This is a genomic window from Erythrobacter sp., from assembly GCF_024305245.1.
In the GTDB taxonomy this organism is placed as follows: domain Bacteria; phylum Pseudomonadota; class Alphaproteobacteria; order Sphingomonadales; family Sphingomonadaceae; genus Erythrobacter.
In genome coordinates, this window is sequence record NZ_JAMWYX010000015.1 from 43,717 (window position 1) to 57,400 (window position 13,684).

Consider the following 13,684-nt stretch of genomic DNA (forward strand, 5'->3'; position numbering starts at 1 on the left):
CATGTGGTTGACGCAGCCCCGCAATTCCGACGCACCGCTGGCGGGCCTCAAGGTGGTCGAACTGGCCCGCGTACTGGCGGGGCCGTTCTGCGGGCAGATCCTCGCCGATCTCGGGGCGGATGTGATCAAGGTCGAAAGCCCCGAAGGCGACGGCACGCGCATGTGGGGGCCGCCGTGGGTCGAACGCACCGATGCGAGCGGCACAGTCCACCGCGAAGCCGCCTATTACCACGCCTGCAACCGCGGCAAACGCTCGATCATCGCCGATTTCGGCGCGGCGGAGGATCTGGCGCGGGTCAAGGCGCTGATCGCTGACGCCGACGTGGTAATCGAGAATTTCAAGACCGGTAGCCTCGCCAAATTCGGGCTCGATTACGCTGCCTGCGCCGCTGCCAACGCGGGTCTCGTCTATTGCTCGATCACCGGTTTCGGTCTGACCGGCCCACGCGCGCACGAGGCGGGATATGACTTCGTGGTGCAGGGCATGAGCGGGTTCATGTCGCTGACCGGCGAGCCGGAGGGGCATCCGGTCAAGATGGGCATTTCGATCTCCGACCTTTCCACCGGGGTGTGGGCGGCGAACGGGATTCAGGCGGCGCTGCTGATGCGGGCGCGGACAGGCAGAGGTCAGCAGATCGATATCAGCCTGATGGATTCCTCGGTCGCGCTGCTATCCAATCAGGCGACCTATTTCCTCACCACCGGCACCAATCCGCCGCGGATGGGTAATGCCCATGCGCAGGTCGCGCCTTACGGGGTGTTCGCGGTGAGCGACGGTCACGTGATCCTTGCGCCCGCGAACGACGGATTGTTTCACAAGCTGATGGATGTGCTGGACCTCGGCCCCCTGTCCGCCGATCCGCGTTTCCTGACCAATGGCGACCGGACGGCGAATGCTGCGGCGCTGGACGGCGCAATCGCGGCGGCGACGGCTGCGTGGACGAAGCAAGGCTTGCTCGATGCCTGCCACGGTGCCGGAGTGCCAGCAGGGCCGATCAACCGGCTGGACGAGGTGTTCGCCGACCCGCAGGTGGTGGCGCGCGGATTGCGCGTCGATCTTGGCGGGATGGCGGGGGTGCGCAGCCCGTTCGTGTTCTCCGACGCCGAACTCGCGCTCGACCGGCCCTCGCCCCTGCACGGCGAGGACGGTTAGGACAGCACCTTCGCTCCGGCACGCCACAGCCGCTCGAACGGCCCCTGCCCGGCCCGCGCCACCCACGGCGGCGACCACAGCAGCATCGCGGCCACCGGCACCAAACCAAGCGCGAATGCCTGCCACCGGCTGACCTCGCCGAACAGCCCCAGTCCCCACGCAGCGAAGACCGCCGACAGGATCACGCTGGTCATCAGATAATTGGTGAGCGACATTCGGCCGACGGCGGCAAGCGTGCGCGTCACCGGGTTATCGGCCCCCAGAAAAGCCATCGCCAGCGCGGCATAGGCGACCCCCAGCAGCGTATCGAACGGCGCCGACAGCACCAGCGCCGCAGCCCCGGCCAGCGCCGCGGGAAAGCCTTGCGCCACCTGCCACGCCGCCAGCCCCAGCAGCCCAGGCAGCGCCATCAGCGCGCAAACCCCTGCCAGCCGTTGCAGCCGGAAAGTGCGCCATTCGCCTTTCAGCATCCCCGCCTTCCACAGCCCCATACCGAGCGTGATCGCCGCCAGATTGAGCGGTAGCGAAGCGACCAGTGTCGTCAGCTGGGCGGGAATTGCCGCGCCGCGCCGCACGATCCGGTCAGCGAGCCCTTCGCGCCCCTGCTCCAGCAGCGCGGCGAGTTGCGCGGGGTCGCTGCCGAAATTGCGCTCGACAAACAGCATCGCGTCGCTGGTCATGCGTCCGACGTGGAAATCGATCACGGCCCCGCCGAAAGCCACCAGACCCAGCCCGAAATGCACGGTGATCAACCCGATCGCGACCGCGATCAGCCCCCGCGCCGATAGCCCGGCCAGCAGCGGTAGCGCTAGCCCGGCCAGCGCATAGGCGCGCAGCACATCATTGCTGGCAAACACCGTGGCGTGGACAAGGCCGATAGCGAACAGCACCAGCATCCGCGCATAATGCGCCCGCCACGGGCCAATGCGATCCGGCGCGCCGCCCTTTTCCAGCAGGATCAGGCAGCCTGCGCCGAACAGCATTGCGAACAGCGTGCGGAACTTGTCCTCGATGAAGATGACGCTCGCCAGCCACACCCAGTAATCGCCCGCGCTGTCGCCGCCATAGGCCACCGGGTTGTAATAGGCCGGCCCCGGCAGCGCGAACGCGTGGGCATTCATCCCCACGATCCCGATCACCGCGATCCCGCGCAGCGCATCGAGCGCGAGGATCCGCTGTCCGGATAAGGGGGTGGCGGGCGTCACCATCGCTGACGCCCTAGCCCGGATGTCAGCCCAGCGCAGCCTTCAGATCATCGACCAGATCGAGCCGTTCCCACGGGAAGAAATCACCATCCGGCTGACGGCCGAAATGGCCGTAGGCGGCGGTCTTCTGGTAGATCGGCTTGTTGAGGCCGAGATGCGTGCGGATGCTGCGCGGGGTCAGCCCGCCCAGCTTGGCGATGCCGAGCAGCGCCTGTTCGATTGTGTCGTCACCAACCGTGCCGGTTTCATGCGTGTCGACATACAGCGACAGCGGCTCGGACACGCCGATGGCATAGGCGATCTGGATCGTGCAGCGCGTCGCAAGGCCGGCGGCCACGACGTTCTTCGCCAGATAGCGGGTGATGTAGGCGGCCGAACGGTCGACTTTGGTGGGATCCTTGCCGCTGAACGCACCGCCGCCATGCGGAGCCGCACCGCCATAGGTATCGACGATGATCTTGCGCCCGGTCAGGCCCGCGTCGCCGTCCGGCCCGCCGATTTCGAATTCACCGGTCGGGTTGATGTAATACTTCGTCCCGCGCAGCAGCACCGGGGGGATCACCTCCGAAATGATGCGCTTCACATAGGTTTCCAGCTCGCGGTACTTGGCCGGATCGGCGTGCTCGCCGGTGAGGCAATAGCCTCGCTTGTGCTGGGTCGAAACTACCACAGCGGTCGCTGCGACGGGGAGCGATTCTTCATACCGCAGCGTCACCTGGCTCTTGGCATCGGGTTCGAGGAACGGGGCTACGCCCGAGTGGCGATCGGCCGCCATGCGCTGCAGGATCTTGTGGCTGTAATACAGCGTCGCGGGCATCAGATCGGGGGTTTCGTCGGTCGCGTAACCGAACATGATACCCTGATCGCCTGCGCCTTCATCCTTGTTGTCGCCCGCGTCCACGCCCTGTGCGATGTGCGCAGACTGGCCGTGCAGGTTGTTTTCGAAGCGGAAGGTTTCCCAGTGGAAGCCGTCCTGTTCGTATCCGATCCGCTTCACGGTTTCGCGTACCGTCGCTTCGATCTCTTCCTCGGCGCCCGGCGCCCATTCGCCGTTCTCGAACACGCCCTTGCAGCGGATTTCGCCGGCCAGCACGACCAATTGCGTCGTGGTCAGCGTTTCGCAGGCGATGCGCGCTTCGGCGTCCTTCGACAGGAACAGATCGACGATCGCGTCGGAAATCTGGTCGGATACCTTGTCGGGATGGCCTTCGGAGACGCTTTCGGAGGTGAAGAGGTATTCGGTGCGCATGAGTCCCCCAGGGGCTGTGATGATCGGTTATCCGCCGGACGCGGCACCTTATGCAGATATAAGGAAACCTTTATGTCCGGCTTCGTGCCGAACCGCCCTAGCTGCGCGCGCGGGCCAGCGCAAGCGCTCTTGGCAGGGCCAGTCCCAGCGCGATCAGCAGCGCGGCCCATGCCAGCGTCAGCCAGTGGCCCGCCCGCGCGAACAGCGTCGGCGGCTTGGCTGCGGGCACGAAGCCTTCGAGCGCGTCGGCCTTGCCCCGCGCGATAGCGCCGCGCACGATCCCGTTCGCATCAATTACCGCGCTGATCCCGGTGGTGGTCGAACGCAGCACCGGCAGCCCTTCCTCGATCGCCCGCATCCGCGCCTGCGCCAGATGCTGCGGCGGGCCCCAATGGCCGAACCAGCCATCGTTGGAGGGATTGAAGACATAATCCGGGCGGTTTGCATCATCGACCACTTCGCCGGAAAACACGATTTCGTAGCAGATCTGGATGCCCGCCTTGCCGTGTTCACCCAGATCGAGCGTGCCCGGCCCCGGCCCCGGCAGGTAATCGATGCTGCCCGCCACCAGCCGCGAAATGCCGAGCGGTTCCAGCAGCGGGCGCATTGGCAGATATTCGCCGTAAGGCACCAGATGCGCCTTGGCATATTGCGCCTTGATTTGACCCGCACCATCGATCGCCATCACCGAATTGCGCGCGCTGACCGCGCCCAGAGTACCGTGCGCCAGCGGAGCAATGTCGAGATTGACCACGCCGGTCAGCAGCGTCGATTGCGGGCCGATCACCGTGCCGATGCGCCGCCGGGCAACCACGGGATCGCCGCCGGCGGTCATCTGCAGATAGAAGCGTTCGGGATAGCCTTCCTCAAGGTAGTCGGGAACCGCGCTCTCGGGCCACAGCACGATCCGCGACTGGTCGCGCGCGCCCGCGCTCAAGGCGGTCAGCCGGGCGAACTGCTCGTCGAATTTGGCGGGATCGTTGATCTCGCTCTGCGGGAGGTAAGGCTGGACGAGAGTGTAGCGGATGTCGCTGTTCGGGCGCGGAGCGCTTGCCGGAAACAGCATCCCCGCCGCAATCAGGGCCGCGAAACCGCCGGTCGCCGCGTAGCGCCGTTCGGCAAGTCCGAAGGCGAGGCCCGCAGCAAGAAACACGGTGAGACCGGACAGCGCATAGGTACCGAAGAAAGGCAGATAGCGCGCCAGCCCCTGCGTCTCCCATCCGCCCAGCAGCATCAGCCCCAGCGGCGGCCACGGATAGCCGGTGAAAAACGTCCCGCGCGCCCATTCGGTGAGCGTCCACGTCCCGGCCAGCACCAGTCCGAACGCCCACGATGGTGCACGCCGCGCCAACAGGTGCGAAGCCAGCGCCGCAAGTGCGGGATAGATTGCCAAATAGACGCACAAAAGCGGCACCGCCGCCCAGCCCAGCACCTCGGGCATCTTGGCCTGATGGGTGAAGGCGGTGGCGATCCAGTTATTCGCGAGCGTCAGATGCGCCCAGCCAAACCACCATCCGCGCCACAGCGCGCCACGCCAATCGGGCGCGGTGTGGATCAGCCACACGAACCCCGCCAGCGCGACCAGGCCCAGCGGCCACAGATGCAGCGGCGGATAGGCGCAGGCGGCAATCAGCCCCAACGCAATCGCCGACAGCGCCGGTCGGCGTTGCATCAGCGCCAAGATCGGGTCGAACCAAGCGCCCAGCCTTGCGGAAAGCGTCACGGGATTACGCCGTGCCAGCAATCAATCAGCCGACCGCCTCGAGCGTGCCGTCGCTGTCGCCGGAGCCATTGCCGGCCTTGCTGTCCGAATCGTCGCTGCGAATCGAAGGCGGCAGGATCGAGCTGTCGATGCCGCCCTGTTCGTTGGCGCGGCTATCATCGGCAGGTTTGCGCGGTTTGCGAGCGCGCGGCGCGGGCTTGGCGTCGGGCTTGTCAGCCGCTTTCTCGGCGCGCTTTTCGGTGCGCGGAGCCTCGCTGCGTTCCGGACGCTCGGCCCGTTCGCTGCGTTCTGCGCGGGGAGCACGTTCGGGGCGTTCGCCGCGATTGTCCTCACGGGCTTTGCGCGGCTGACGGCGGGCGCTCTGCTGGCGCTGCGGCTGCCCGCCGCGATCATCGCTGCGGTCGTTGCCCCGGTCGTCGGACGCGGAGGATTCGCCCTCCTGCCCCTGCTCGCCTTCGGCCTGATCGCCGCGCGAATCATTATCCTGCTGTTCGTAGCGGGTGCGCGACGATTGCTCGTTGCGGCGGCCGCGGTCGAAATCGAGATCATCGTCGCCGTATTCTTCGGCCTGATCCCGGTCGTCATTGCGGCGCGGCCCGCGCGTTTCGTCCTGACGCACCTTGTTGTCGGCGATCACGCGGAAATAGTGATCGGCGAACTGCAGATATTGTTCCATCTGCACGCGGTCACCATTGTGATGGGCGTCCTGCGCAAGCTTCTTGTACTTTTCGAGCATCTGGGGGGCATTGCCGCGCGCCCGGCTGTCGATCCGGTTAAGCTGGTTGCCATTGCCGCCCTGCGGACGGTTCCCGCGCCCGCGGCGACGGTTATTGCGATTGTTATTCAAGGAAATTGTTCCTTAATCAGCGGCCCGGTGCGAAATACGAATGCACGCGCGGCCAACAGACCCCTTGTCCTTGCACCTCACCGTTTTGGCATTGCCGGTCCGGCCGTGCCAACGCGTGAAGCGCGCTCCGCGCTGACATGACCGGGGACGTGCCCAGACGGCCGTTTCAAGCGAAAAGTGGAGCTTGGCTCAGCGATTTGCGCCCTTCGCAATTCGTCTGTCCTGAGATCGAAGTAGCGATGGATAAGCGCTTTGCCAAGCCCCACGCGGTTTTTCCTTCAACGAAGTGTCAAAACGCGCGGTCGCCCGGCAAGATCATGACGCAATTCGGGCGTGAAACCGGCGGCGGAGGCAATGGCGCTGACCGCGTCGGCCTGACCCGCGCCGATCTCGAACACTGCGACTCCGCCGGGCACAAGCAGCTTGCCAAGCTGCGGGATCAGCACGCGGTAGTCGTCAAGCCCCTCCGGCCCGGCGAACAGCGCAGTGGCGGGTTCGTGGTCGCGCACCTGCGGCTCGAGCACGGCCTCGGCCTCGACGTAAGGCGGGTTGCACAGGATGAGGTCGAAGGTGCCGAGATCCTCGGCCCAGCCGCGCTTGCGCCAGTCGCGCTGGATAAATCGGGCCATCCCGCGATCAAGCCGAGGCATGGGAAGGTCGGCCTCTCGATTTCCCATGACCCCGATCGCCGTATTGGCGTGTGTTTGCGCATTGCCAATCGCCACGACCAGCGCCGCGGCTGATTGATCGAGACCCACTCCCTCGGCGGACTGCCAGATCGACATCGCCGCCAGCAGTAACGCCCCCGATCCGGTGCCGAGATCGAGGATGCGTCGCGGAGCGGGGCGGTTGGCGAAAGCCTCGCGCGCCACCTCGATCAGCGTCTCGCTGTCCCCGCGCGGGATCAGCGTGGCAGGCGTGACGGCAAGGGTGAGGCCGTAGAACTCGGCGGTTCCGGTGATGTAGGCGACCGGCTCGTGGCGCTCGCGGCGCGCGACCAGCGCGGCAAAGGTTTCTGGCACCGATTCGCGCATCGCCCGCAGCAGCATGTCCGACCGGCTCACCCCCAGCGCGTGCGCCATCAGCAGTTCGGCATCGAGCCGCGCGGTATCGCTGGTTTCGGCGAGGCGCGTTACGGCGGCGCGGATGGCTTCGGCGACGGTCATTCCGCCCTCGGTCACTCAGCCAGCGCCGCCAACCGCTTGCCCTCGTCTTCGGCAATCAGCGCGTCTACCAGTTCGGCCAGCCCCGGCCCGGCGAGCACTTCTTCGAGCTTGTGCAGGGTCAGCCCGATGCGGTGATCGGTGACGCGGCCTTGGGGGAAGTTGTAGGTGCGGATGCGTTCGGAACGGTCGCCGCTGCCGACCATCGCCTTACGCGCCTCGGCCTCGGCGCCCTGCGTGGCCTCGCGCTGGGCATCATACAGCCGCGTGCGCAGCACCTGCATCGCCTTTTCCTTGTTCTTGTGCTGGCTGCGGCCATCCTGACACGTGACGACGGTATTGGTCGGCAGGTGAGTGATGCGCACGGCGCTGTCAGTGGTGTTGACGTGCTGCCCGCCCGCGCCGGACGCGCGGTAAACATCGATCTTGAGGTCTTTTTCCTCGATCGAAACATCCACGTCGTCCGGCTCCGGCAGCACCGCCACGGTCGCCGCGCTGGTGTGGATGCGCCCGCCGCTTTCGGTGACGGGGACGCGCTGGACCCGGTGGACGCCGCTTTCGAACTTCAGCTTGGCGAAGACGCCGGTGCCGGTGACGTTGGCGATCACTTCCTTGAAGCCGCCGATGTCGGAGGCGTTGATGCTGACCGCTTCGACCTTCCAGCCCTGTTCGGCGGCGTATTTCTCGTACATCCGATACAGGTCGGCGGCGAACAGCGCGGCTTCATCGCCCCCCGTCCCGGCGCGGATTTCGAGCATCGCGGGCTTTGCGTCGGCAGAGTCGCGCGGCAGCAGCGCGATGGCGAGGCGGCGTTCGAGATCGGGCAGCGTGGCCTTGATTTCGCCGAGTTCCTCCTCGGCCATGGCTTTCATTTCGGGGTCAGCGAGCATTTCGGAAAGCCCCGCCATTTCCTCCCGCGCCGATTTCACTTCCGCTGCAATCTTGGCGACGGGTTCAAGCTCGGCATAGTCGCGGGAGGCGCGCACAAAGGCCTCGCCCTCGAGAGTGCCCGAAGCCATGCGCGCTTCCAGCTCCGCAAAGCGGTGCGCGATCTGGTCAAGGCGTTCAGGGGGGATTTGCATTTCGATCTTCTCTCACTCGTCATGCTGAACTTGTTTCAGCATCCATTTTGCCGTTGCGGGCCGCGGTAAATGCGGCGCGATGGACCCTGAAACGAGTTCAGGGTGACGAGGGAGGCTAACGGCCAGTCAGAATAAAGCTCTCGACCGCTGTGTGGCATTCGCCGCCATCGCCCATAATGCGCATAGGAGAGCCTTCGTCAGTCACTACGAAGGACACAAGGGCGTGCGCCGGGATCTTCTTGGCTTTGTCGAACCGCTTGCGGGGCGAGCCGCTGGCAATCATTTCAGCCGAGAAACCACATGAGCGAAGCTTGCCGAGCAACGAAATAGCATCATCCAGACGCTCATCGTTCTCGACCACGATCACAGCATCAGCCTTAGCCTCCTCCCGCGCCCCCACCAGCATCGCCAGCCGCTCAATCCCCGCAGCCCAGCCCACCGCAGGCGTAGCCGCGCCGCCGAGGCTTTCCATCAGCCCATCATAACGCCCGCCGCCCAGCACCGTGCTCTGGCTCCCCAAGGCCGCAGCCGAAGCACTGCCCTCGTCGGGGATGAATTCGAACGCCGTGTGGCGATAGTAGTCGAGCCCGCGCACAAGGCTTTCCGCGCGCACCCACTTCACCCCCGCCGCATCCAGACCGCTGGTGACAGCGGCGAAAAACGCCCGCGCCTCGTCAGACAAAAACGCGTCGATCTTGAGCGCATCGGCGAGGAACGGCTTGTCGCGCGGATCCTTGGAATCCAGAATCCGCAGCGGGTTCTTCTCCAGCCGATCCTGCGAGTCCTTAGACAGCTGATCCTTCACCGCGCGGAAGTAATCGATCAAAGCCGCCCGCCACGCGTCCCGGCTCTCCACATCGCCCAAGGTGTTGAGGTGCAGCGTCACGTCCGCGATGCCCAACTCCTTCAAGAGCTGATCCGCCATCGCCAGCAGCTCCACATCCGCCTGCGGCTCGCCCGCGCCGATCACTTCGGCGTCGATCTGGTGGAACTGGCGGTAGCGGCCCTTTTGCGGGCGCTCGTACCGGAACAGCGGGCCGTGGGTCGCCACCTTCAGCGGCGCATATTGCTGCCAGCCGTTGGTAAGGAAGGCGCGCGCAATCCCGGCGGTGAATTCGGGCCGAAGGGTCAGGCTCTCACCACCGCGATCGTCGAAGGAATACATCTCTTTTGACACCACATCGGTCGTCTCGCCCAGCGAGCGCGCGAACACCTCGGTCTTTTCGAACACCGGCATTTCCACACGGCGGAAGCGGTACAGCCGCCGCACGCGTTCGAACGTCTCGACCACAAAAGCGAACGCCTCGGCGTCGCTTCCGAAAATGTCCTGGGTGCCACGAATAGCTTGCGGGGTTTTCTTGCTCATATGGCGCGCGATTAGGCTTACACAGGGTCTTTCGCAATCCTGCGCGGCGCATTAAGGGGCGTAGCAAGTTTCATCCTCTCCGCCGACAGCGAACACGCGCGGCCCCAACAGAAGAGACCATCATGCGCATCGACAAGATCCCGACTGGCGTAAACCCACCCGAAGATCTCAACGTCATCATCGAAGTGCCGACCGGCGGCGAGCCGGTAAAGTACGAATTCGACAAGGATAGCGGCGCGCTGTTCGTCGATCGTATCCTGCACACGCCGATGCGCTATCCCGCCAATTACGGCTTCGTGCCGCACACCCTCAGCCCCGATGGCGATCCGCTCGATGCGCTGGTGATCGCGCGTTCGCCCTTCATCCCGGGCTGCGTGGTGCGCGCCCGTCCGATCGGCGTGCTCAATCTGGAAGACGAACAGGGCGGAGATGAAAAGCTGATCTGCGTGCCGGTGAAAGAGACCTTCCCGTACTACGCCGACGTGGTCGAAACGAGCGATCTGCCCTCGATTATCTTCCAGCAGATCGAGCACTTCTTCACGCACTACAAGGATCTGGAAACCGAAAAGTGGGTGCGCGTGGGCAAGTGGGGCGACGCCGCCGAAGCGCGTCAGATCGTGATCGATTCGATCGAGCGTTACGCTTCTTCGAAGTAGCGCGCACCTCCGTGCGCGCATCCTCGGCGCTATTCCCGTTGCTGCGCAACGGGGCACCTGCGGCTCGGGCGCGTGCCCTCACGGTCGCTGGCGCGACCGAAGATCGCAGCAATGCTAAAAGTTGAGAGCTGATCCCAATCGCACCAGGGACCGCAGGGCCGCTTGCAATCAAAAAATGCTCAGCAAACCCTTGAACGCCAGCGCCAGTGCGAAGGGTAGCCCGATTGCCAGCGTCCACAATCCCGCCACATCGCGGCGGAAGGCGGCGGCATAGGCTTCGTCTGCAGCCTCATCGTCGTTCAGGCCGATCCAGCGACCCTCGAACCAGCGCAGCGCCGGGATGATGCCCGCCACCAGAACGATCAGCGCAAGATAGGGCAGCAGGCTGGAGGTGCCCTCGCTCAGCGCCTTGACCGTCACGAAAATCTGCAGGCCGGTATAGACCAGCAGGCCGTAGGCGACATGATCGCTCATCGCCTTGCGCCAGTCGCGCGCGCGCGTTCCGGCGGAGGCCATGCCCTGTCGCTGTTCGGTTGCTTTGCCCATCTTTTGCCGATCCCCAACGGTGTGATGCAATAGCGGCAGTATCGCAAAGCGCGCCGAAGGTTGCAATAAGGCGAAAAAAATCGTCATTTTGTTGCGTTATGCGCATGATCCGCATGGCAAGCATCGGAATTCGCAGCTAGTTTGCGCGCGCGCTTTCTCCGGCAACCGGTCGGCACCGTGACAAAGCAAAAAACCTGCCAAACGCGTTGCGGGTCTTTTCTGAACCCTCAAGGCTGCTAAAGACCGCTGAGATGAACGACTCCCTTTCCCCCGACGCGGTGGCCGACACCGCCCCGGCAAGCCACCCGACAGGCAGCGGGCTGGAGGTGATCTCGATCGCCAAGAGCTATGACAAGCGCGCGGTGCTGACCGATATTTCGCTGACCGTGGCGAAGGGCGAAGTGCTCGGCCTGCTCGGCCCCAATGGCGCGGGCAAGACCACCTGCTTCTATTCGATCATGGGTCTGGTCAAACCGGATTCGGGCCGCATCCTGATGGATGGCGAGGATGTGACCAAGCTGCCGATGTATCGCCGCGCGATCCTGGGCCTGGGCTATCTGCCGCAGGAAACCAGCATCTTTCGCGGCATGACCGTGGAGCAGAACATCAACAGCGTGCTCGAACTGGTCGAGCCGGATCGCACCACCCGCGCCGCCGAACTGGAACGGCTGCTCGACGAATTCGGCCTTGCGCGCCTGCGCGAAAGCCCGGCGATGGCGCTGTCGGGCGGGGAACGGCGGCGCTGCGAGATCGCCCGCGCGCTGGCGGCCAAGCCTTCGATCATGCTGCTGGATGAACCGTTTGCGGGGATCGATCCGCTGTCGATCAGCGACATCCGCGAGTTGGTGCGCGATCTGAAGGCGCGCGGCATCGGGGTGCTGATCACCGACCACAATGTTCGCGAAACGCTAGACATCGTCGACCGCGCCTGCATCATCTATGGCGGACAGGTGCTGTTCGCCGGTTCGCCGCAGGAGCTGGTGGCGGACGAAAACGTGCGGCGGTTGTATCTCGGCGAGAGCTTCACGCTGTGATGGAGGGGGCGACCCCCTTCCCCGTTTAGGGCCTGATTGATGGCTCTCGGCCCCCGCCTCGACCTACGGCAATCGCAATCTCTGGTGATGACGCCGCAGTTGCAGCAGGCGATCAAGCTGCTGGCGGCCTCCAACCTCGAAATCGAAAGCTTCATCGCCGAAGCGCTCGAGGCCAACCCGCTGCTCGACACCGGCGGGCCAGCCGACGGCGCCGAGCCGGAACGCGGCGAGATCGCGGTTGTCCTGCCTGAAGATGCGCCCGCGGATCAATTAATGGCGCTGGGCGGCGGTGAGGGCGATGCGCCGCTCGATCTCGCCTCGGTCGACCGCGACTGGGACACCGGCGACGGTGACGGCGCGGGCAGCAACAGCCGGGATGCCGAATGGGGCGCGGCCGCATCAAACGGCACCGATTTCAGCGATATGCCCGATTGGGAGCAGCTGCGCGCCGCCGAAGTGACGCTGGCAGAACATCTCGAATCCCAGATCGGCGCTGCCGCATCCGGCCCGCGCAGCGCCTTTATCGCGCGCCACATTATCGGATTGCTCGACGATGCGGGCTACCTCGCCGCCCCGATCGACGAGGTCGCCAGCGATCTCGGCGTCGATCTGTTCGAAGCCGAAGACGCGCTGGCCGTGGTGCAAACGCTCGACCCCAGCGGCGTCGGCGCGCGCAGTCTGGCGGAATGCATCGCGATTCAGGCGCGCGAGGCGGATCGATACGATCCGTGCATGGCGGCGCTGATCGCCAACCTCGAACTGGTGGCGCGCGGCGAGGTGGAGCGGCTGAAGCGCCTGTGCCGGGTGGATGACGAGGATTTCGCCGACATGCTGCGCGAATTGCGCAGTTACGACCCCAAGCCCGGCCTCGCCTTCGCGCCGTCGGCCACCAGCACCGTGGTGCCCGATATCCTGATCACCGCCAACGCAGCCGGCGGCTGGGACATCGCGCTTAATGAGGAAACCCTGCCCAAGCTGATCGTGAATCGCGGCTATTTCCTCGAACTCACCACGGGTGCGGCGGACAAATCGTCACAAGGCTGGCTCAAGGAGAAGCTGGCCGATGCGCATTGGCTGATTCGCGCGCTGGATCAACGCCAGAAGACCATCCTCAAGACCGCTGCGGAAATCGTGAAGCGGCAGGACGGGTTCTTCCGCCGCGGTGTGGCCGAACTGCGCCCGCTGACCTTGCGCGAAGTGGCCGAGCAGATCGAAATGCACGAAAGCACGGTGAGCCGGGTGACCAGCAACAAATATCTCGCCTGCGCGCGCGGGACGTTCGAGCTGAAATATTTCTTCACCAGCGGGGTAGGGTCGGCCGACGGAGAAGGCGCATCATCCGCGGCGATCAAGGCGCGAATCAAGGCCCTGATCGATGCCGAGACCGTGAAAAACATCCTGTCGGACCAGCAATTGGCCGAAATGCTCCGACACGAGGGCTTCGACCTCGCCCGGCGCACCGTGGCGAAATATCGCGAGGCGATCGGGCTGGGATCGAGCGCCGAGCGGCGCAGGGCGAAGAAGCTGGCAGGGCTGCGTTAGGAGTTTTTCCGGCGGCGCAGAGCAGGTATGAAGGCCCGCCGCCCCTGCCCTTTGCGACCCGCCGAGGTGTGACTCGAAAGACTCACTTCGAAAAGTTAACGGCCTAAACGTCTTATTA

At 65.0% G+C, this 13,684-nt stretch carries 12 protein-coding genes; 4 read left to right on the top strand and 8 right to left on the bottom strand.

The window, feature by feature from the left end; translation table 11 throughout:
* Position 1 precedes the first annotated feature (1 nt).
* Positions 2-1,153, top strand: a complete 1,152-nt coding sequence (locus Q0L48_RS15815) for a CaiB/BaiF CoA-transferase family protein (RefSeq protein WP_296722562.1) — start codon at positions 2-4, stop codon at positions 1,151-1,153.
* On the opposite strand, the gene Q0L48_RS15820 is transcribed toward Q0L48_RS15815, so the two are convergent.
* The 7 genes from Q0L48_RS15820 to hisS form a co-directional block, all read right to left on the bottom strand.
* On the bottom strand, positions 1,150-2,361 hold the full coding sequence (locus tag Q0L48_RS15820; RefSeq protein ID WP_296722564.1) for a DUF418 domain-containing protein: 1,212 nt from the start codon (positions 2,359-2,361) through the stop codon (positions 1,150-1,152). The two genes, Q0L48_RS15815 and Q0L48_RS15820, sit on opposite strands and share 4 nt — an antisense overlap.
* A gap of 22 nt (positions 2,362-2,383) precedes the next feature.
* Entirely contained in the window at positions 2,384-3,607 is a 1,224-nt protein-coding gene (gene metK / locus Q0L48_RS15825; protein WP_296722566.1) for a methionine adenosyltransferase, read from the bottom strand.
* A 97-nt stretch (positions 3,608-3,704) separates the two neighbouring features.
* Complete coding sequence (gene lnt, locus Q0L48_RS15830) at positions 3,705-5,279, bottom strand: apolipoprotein N-acyltransferase (protein WP_296722587.1); 1,575 nt, start codon at positions 5,277-5,279, stop codon at positions 3,705-3,707.
* 76 nt (positions 5,280-5,355) lie between these two features.
* Positions 5,356-6,177 carry a DUF4167 domain-containing protein gene (locus Q0L48_RS15835; protein WP_296722568.1) on the bottom strand — a complete coding sequence of 274 codons (822 nt, stop codon included), beginning with the start codon at positions 6,175-6,177 and terminating at the stop codon, positions 5,356-5,358.
* A 278-nt stretch (positions 6,178-6,455) separates the two neighbouring features.
* Positions 6,456-7,343, bottom strand: coding sequence for a peptide chain release factor N(5)-glutamine methyltransferase (prmC, locus tag Q0L48_RS15840; protein ID WP_296722570.1), 888 nt, complete (start codon positions 7,341-7,343; stop codon positions 6,456-6,458).
* Positions 7,344-7,354: 11 nt separating this feature from the next.
* Entirely contained in the window at positions 7,355-8,422 is a 1,068-nt protein-coding gene (gene prfA / locus Q0L48_RS15845) for a peptide chain release factor 1 (protein ID WP_296722571.1), read from the bottom strand.
* A gap of 115 nt (positions 8,423-8,537) precedes the next feature.
* The gene (gene hisS, locus Q0L48_RS15850; RefSeq protein ID WP_296722574.1) at positions 8,538-9,788 is read right to left on the bottom strand and encodes a histidine--tRNA ligase; all 1,251 of its coding nucleotides are present in this window, start codon (positions 9,786-9,788) and stop codon (positions 8,538-8,540) included.
* Positions 9,789-9,910: 122 nt separating this feature from the next.
* Between hisS and ppa the strand changes: the two genes are divergently transcribed.
* Entirely contained in the window at positions 9,911-10,444 is a 534-nt protein-coding gene (gene ppa / locus Q0L48_RS15855; RefSeq protein WP_296722576.1) for an inorganic diphosphatase, read from the top strand.
* 168 nt (positions 10,445-10,612) lie between these two features.
* On the opposite strand, the gene Q0L48_RS15860 is transcribed toward ppa, so the two are convergent.
* Positions 10,613-10,990: a hypothetical protein gene (locus tag Q0L48_RS15860; RefSeq protein WP_296722577.1), complete on the bottom strand. Its 378-nt coding sequence runs from the start codon at positions 10,988-10,990 to the stop codon at positions 10,613-10,615.
* Between the two features lie 251 nt (positions 10,991-11,241).
* Here Q0L48_RS15860 and lptB point away from each other — a divergent pair, with 251 nt between their 5' ends.
* Positions 11,242-12,024, top strand: coding sequence for an LPS export ABC transporter ATP-binding protein (gene lptB / locus Q0L48_RS15865; RefSeq protein ID WP_296722580.1), 783 nt, complete (start codon positions 11,242-11,244; stop codon positions 12,022-12,024).
* 39 nt (positions 12,025-12,063) lie between these two features.
* Positions 12,064-13,566: an RNA polymerase factor sigma-54 gene (gene rpoN, locus Q0L48_RS15870; protein WP_296722582.1), complete on the top strand. Its 1,503-nt coding sequence runs from the start codon at positions 12,064-12,066 to the stop codon at positions 13,564-13,566.
* Positions 13,567-13,684: the final 118 nt, after the last annotated feature.

What these genes read in the sequence shown, in the direction of transcription:
- ppa (WP_296722576.1), top strand. Translation starts at nt 9,911, where the DNA reads ATGCGCATCGACAAGATCCCGACTGGCGTAAACCCACCCGAAGATCTC.
- metK (WP_296722566.1), bottom strand. Translation starts at nt 3,607, where the DNA reads ATGCGCACCGAATACCTCTTCACCTCCGAAAGCGTCTCCGAAGGCCAT.
- rpoN (WP_296722582.1), top strand. Translation starts at nt 12,064, where the DNA reads ATGGCTCTCGGCCCCCGCCTCGACCTACGGCAATCGCAATCTCTGGTG.
- lptB (WP_296722580.1), top strand. Translation starts at nt 11,242, where the DNA reads ATGAACGACTCCCTTTCCCCCGACGCGGTGGCCGACACCGCCCCGGCA.
- Q0L48_RS15860 (WP_296722577.1), bottom strand. Translation starts at nt 10,990, where the DNA reads ATGGGCAAAGCAACCGAACAGCGACAGGGCATGGCCTCCGCCGGAACG.
- Q0L48_RS15820 (WP_296722564.1), bottom strand. Translation starts at nt 2,361, where the DNA reads ATGGTGACGCCCGCCACCCCCTTATCCGGACAGCGGATCCTCGCGCTC.
- hisS (WP_296722574.1), bottom strand. Translation starts at nt 9,788, where the DNA reads ATGAGCAAGAAAACCCCGCAAGCTATTCGTGGCACCCAGGACATTTTC.
- prmC (WP_296722570.1), bottom strand. Translation starts at nt 7,343, where the DNA reads ATGACCGTCGCCGAAGCCATCCGCGCCGCCGTAACGCGCCTCGCCGAA.
- lnt (WP_296722587.1), bottom strand. Translation starts at nt 5,279, where the DNA reads ATGCAACGCCGACCGGCGCTGTCGGCGATTGCGTTGGGGCTGATTGCC.
- prfA (WP_296722571.1), bottom strand. Translation starts at nt 8,422, where the DNA reads ATGCAAATCCCCCCTGAACGCCTTGACCAGATCGCGCACCGCTTTGCG.
- Q0L48_RS15815 (WP_296722562.1), top strand. Translation starts at nt 2, where the DNA reads ATGTGGTTGACGCAGCCCCGCAATTCCGACGCACCGCTGGCGGGCCTC.